The organism is Pseudomonas sp. FSL R10-0399 (assembly GCF_009600165.1).
Classification (GTDB): Bacteria; Pseudomonadota; Gammaproteobacteria; order Pseudomonadales; family Pseudomonadaceae; genus Aquipseudomonas; species Aquipseudomonas helleri.
On record NZ_WIWK01000215.1, the window covers coordinates 1 to 3205 of the forward strand.

Genomic DNA, 3205 nt, shown 5'->3' on the forward strand with positions numbered 1-3205 from the left:
CCCGCGCGCGCTCTTCAACTCTAGACCCAGTTTGCTGCGCGACAGCGCGGCGTCGAAGACGGGGCGGCCCCTCCTACTGGTCTGACTTCAACGCCAAAGACGAGCGTTCGTGGCAACTGGGCTACGGCTTCGACTTCGGCGCCGTTGGCATTCCAGGCCTGACCTACAACATCGCCTACGTACGCGGCACCAACATCGACGACGGTTCAGGCCGTGGTCGTGGTACCGAGCGCGAAATCTACAACCAGGCCAAGTACGTTGTACAAAGCGGTCCGGTTAAAGACCTGAGCGTGCGTCTGCGCGGTTCGTGGTTGCGCGTTTCCAACAACGCCAGCGACTACAACGTCGGCGGTAACGAAGTCCGTGTATTTGTTGATTACCCAATCAGCATTTTCTGATGCCACGGGCCTGCCAGTCAGGTCTGACATCTGAATAAAAAAACGCCCCGAACCGGTTGGTTCGGGGCGTTTTTTTTGAGTTTCGTGCGCCGAACAAAAACTAACAATTGAGCGAGTTTTGCGGGTAGCAGGAAGAGGTTGAAGCTCTTAGGATTATTCCCTTGAGTTTATATTCCTTGGGTGGCATATTTTGGTCTCTAACTGGGAAGTCGAATACACCGATGAGTTTGGGTGCTGGTGGGAGGGGCTTGAGGAAAAGGAGCAAGTCTCAGTAGCCGCTAGCGTCAAGTTGCTGGGCCAGCTAGGTCCGGGCCTGCGTTATCCCCACAGCAGCGATATCAAAGGCTCGCGGCATGGCAATCTCAGGGAGCTGCGTATCCAGCACGCGGGCAGGCCGTATCGGGTTTTGTATGTGTTTGATCCGCGTCGATGCGCCTTGTTGTTGCTCGGTGGCGATAAAACCGGTCGAGGGCGATGGTACGAGGAGCACATTCCTCAAGCTGAGAGGCTCTACGATGAACACCTTGAAACACTGCTCAAAGAGGGGCGAGAGCATGGCTAAATCATTTGCTGAACTTGAAGCGCGCATGACACCAGAGGCTCAAGCCGGTGCTCACGCGTTGTATCAACAGCACCTTAAAGAGATGCCTTTGCATGAGCTGCGCAAAGCTCAGGAGCTGAGCCAGGAGACATTGGCAAAGGCCTTGAATATTAATCAGGCCGCGGTATCGAAAATGGAGCGGCGTACAGACATGTACATCAGCACGTTGCGTAATTACATCCGTGCCATGGGAGGGGAGCTGGAAATTATTGCGACCTTCCCGGATGGGCAGGTGAAAATTGAGAATTTTTCGGATCCGGAAGCGGTGAGCTAAAACAGCACAAGAGCCGGTCGATACCCGGCTCTCCCCACTTTTTAGGTGGTGCCCCTACCGCCTTAAAAATCCCAGCGAGTGGTCACCATCACGTTGCGTGGGTCGCCGTAGTAGGCGGAGTCATAAAAACCGATGTTGGTGAAGTACGCCTTGTCGAACAGGTTGTTGACGTTGACGGTGGCCGACAGGTTGTCGGTGAACTGGTAGCGCGCCATCAAGTCCACCAGCCAGTACGGGTCTTGGGTGAATTTTTCATAGCGTCCCGCACGGTTGTCGTAGCCCCAGTTCGTCGAGCAGGGTATCGGTTGAGATCAGCAGCGAGCGGGCAATGGCACTGAGATAGCCCCGAGGCTTCGTAGCAGTTGACGAGCTTTGCGAGGCTACGTCCGACTGTGAAACAGTCGTCAATCAGACTGTCGCAGTCTTTGAGTTAAACCGTGCTGTGAGGGTTTACGATCGCTGCGCAATCGGACGTAGCCTCGCAGGCTCGGCAACTGCTACGGGCTGCAAACGCCTAAAACCGTCCGCTAATGCCCAGCAACGGGCCTTTTTGCACGATGTCGTACACAAAACCGTCGTTGCGATAGTTCACGCCCATGGCCCGGTAGCCGGCCACCGCCGAAAATCCGGGGGTGAATTCCCAGCCCGCCAGCGCTGCCAGGTCCCAGTCTTCACGGGATTGCCCGGCACCCACCATGCCCCAGGAGGACAACCAGAACCGCTCACTCACGGCATAGCGCCCCCGCAGCCCGACCATGGCGTCTGCCCACGTGGCGTTGTCAGAGCCGGAATGCCCCGAAGCCTGCCCACCATGCAGGGTCAGCGTGGTGCTGCTGTACCAGACGCGCACGCCGCCCGCGACGTCGACCCGATAATCGTCATCGCCCAGAACGGTATATCCGCCGCCCAAAAAGCCTGACGCCGTCTTGCCCTCAACCTCAAGCTTGGACCCGGTTGGCAGGCGGCTGCGGGTGTCGGTGTCGATGTACATCAGATCGGCAAGCACGCTGTAAGGCCCGCGCCGCGCTTCACCCATGAACATCAACGACATGTCGACGGTGCGTGCGATGTTTGAGAAGTCGGACTTCACAGAGGCCGTCCCTGTGCTTTTGTGGCCGACGTGCCCACGAATGCCAGCGCCCCACAGGTATGGCCCGCCGTTGAACTGCCATTCATCGTTGTCTGCCGCGTTAGCGACCGTCGGCAGGCCGCCTGCTGCGCTCGCCAAGGCCCCGAACAGCAGGGCCATACGCGCGTGTTTACGCCGCAACGAAGTGTTACTGAGCCTCATGGCGCGTCCCCGTTCAGTGCTGCGTCAACGAGAGCGCGACGCCCTCGGCGGCGCAGTTTTCTGTCGGCGTGTTGCCTGCTTTTTGCGCCGCCTGGATTTCTTCCTTCGCCGCTGCCAGATCTTTCAGGAACGCCGGATTGCTGTGCAGGCTGGCCACGGTGGCAGCGCCCATGATGCGCCCGGCATCTACATCGCTTTGCCAGTGGGCGTTGCAGATGACCCGGCTTTGGCCGTACGCAAGGCCGCGGGTCATCAGTTCAGTGGCGCGTGCCGGGTTCACTTCTGCGAGGATCAAGCCCCAGGCCCAGCCCGCCGCCGAGTGCCCGGAAGGCCAGGAACCGTCGGTGCGCAGCAGTGGTTCCATGTCTTTGCGGCAGGTGCCTTCGTCATGCACCACAAACGGACGGGTGCGGTTGTAGGCGTTTTTCCCGGCATACGTGGAGCCACCGGCATCCGTCAGCGTGCGCTGCATCAAGGTGTACAGATGCGGCGTGGTCTTCTCGCTGATCTGTGTCCCCATCGCGCACGAGAATGTGTTCGCCGGGCCCGGGAACGACAACTCTGCATCCGTTGCCGCGAGCGCCTCCCGGGCCGTGCCACGCAGTGCCAGCGCTGCCCGCCGGGCTTCTTCATCCCGCGCC

5 protein-coding genes and 1 pseudogene are annotated in these 3205 nt (G+C 59.3%); 3 read left to right on the top strand and 3 right to left on the bottom strand.

What is annotated here, in order from left to right:
• The 3 genes from GHO41_RS28820 to GHO41_RS28830 all read left to right on the top strand — a co-directional run.
• Positions 1 to 398 (top strand): OprD family outer membrane porin (locus GHO41_RS28820; protein ID WP_256678889.1); only part of this gene is annotated, 398 nt, incomplete at its 5' end.
• A 190-nt stretch (positions 399 to 588) separates the two neighbouring features.
• Positions 589 to 960, top strand: coding sequence for a type II toxin-antitoxin system RelE/ParE family toxin (locus tag GHO41_RS28825; RefSeq protein ID WP_153326004.1), 372 nt, complete (start codon positions 589 to 591; stop codon positions 958 to 960).
• Entirely contained in the window at positions 953 to 1273 is a 321-nt protein-coding gene (locus tag GHO41_RS28830) for an XRE family transcriptional regulator (RefSeq protein ID WP_153326002.1), read from the top strand. The genes GHO41_RS28825 and GHO41_RS28830 overlap by 8 nt, the downstream gene beginning before the upstream one ends.
• Positions 1274 to 1335: 62 nt before the next feature.
• On the opposite strand, the pseudogene GHO41_RS28835 reads toward GHO41_RS28830, so the two are convergent.
• The 3 genes and pseudogenes from GHO41_RS28835 to GHO41_RS28845 form a co-directional block, all read right to left on the bottom strand.
• Positions 1336 to 1560, bottom strand: a pseudogene (locus GHO41_RS28835) (TonB-dependent receptor domain-containing protein); the annotation flags it as partial.
• 227 nt (positions 1561 to 1787) lie between these two features.
• Positions 1788 to 2564, bottom strand: a complete 777-nt coding sequence (locus tag GHO41_RS28840) for a hypothetical protein (protein WP_153435309.1) — start codon at positions 2562 to 2564, stop codon at positions 1788 to 1790.
• Between the two features lie 13 nt (positions 2565 to 2577).
• A partial coding sequence (locus GHO41_RS28845) for a phosphatase PAP2 family protein (protein ID WP_153435310.1) occupies positions 2578 to 3205 on the bottom strand: 628 nt, incomplete at its 5' end.

Coding starts and splice junctions, on each gene's coding strand:
- GHO41_RS28840 (WP_153435309.1), bottom strand. CDS start 2,564: ATGAGGCTCAGTAACACTTCGTTGCGGCGTAAACACGCGCGTATGGCC.
- GHO41_RS28830 (WP_153326002.1), top strand. CDS start 953: ATGGCTAAATCATTTGCTGAACTTGAAGCGCGCATGACACCAGAGGCT.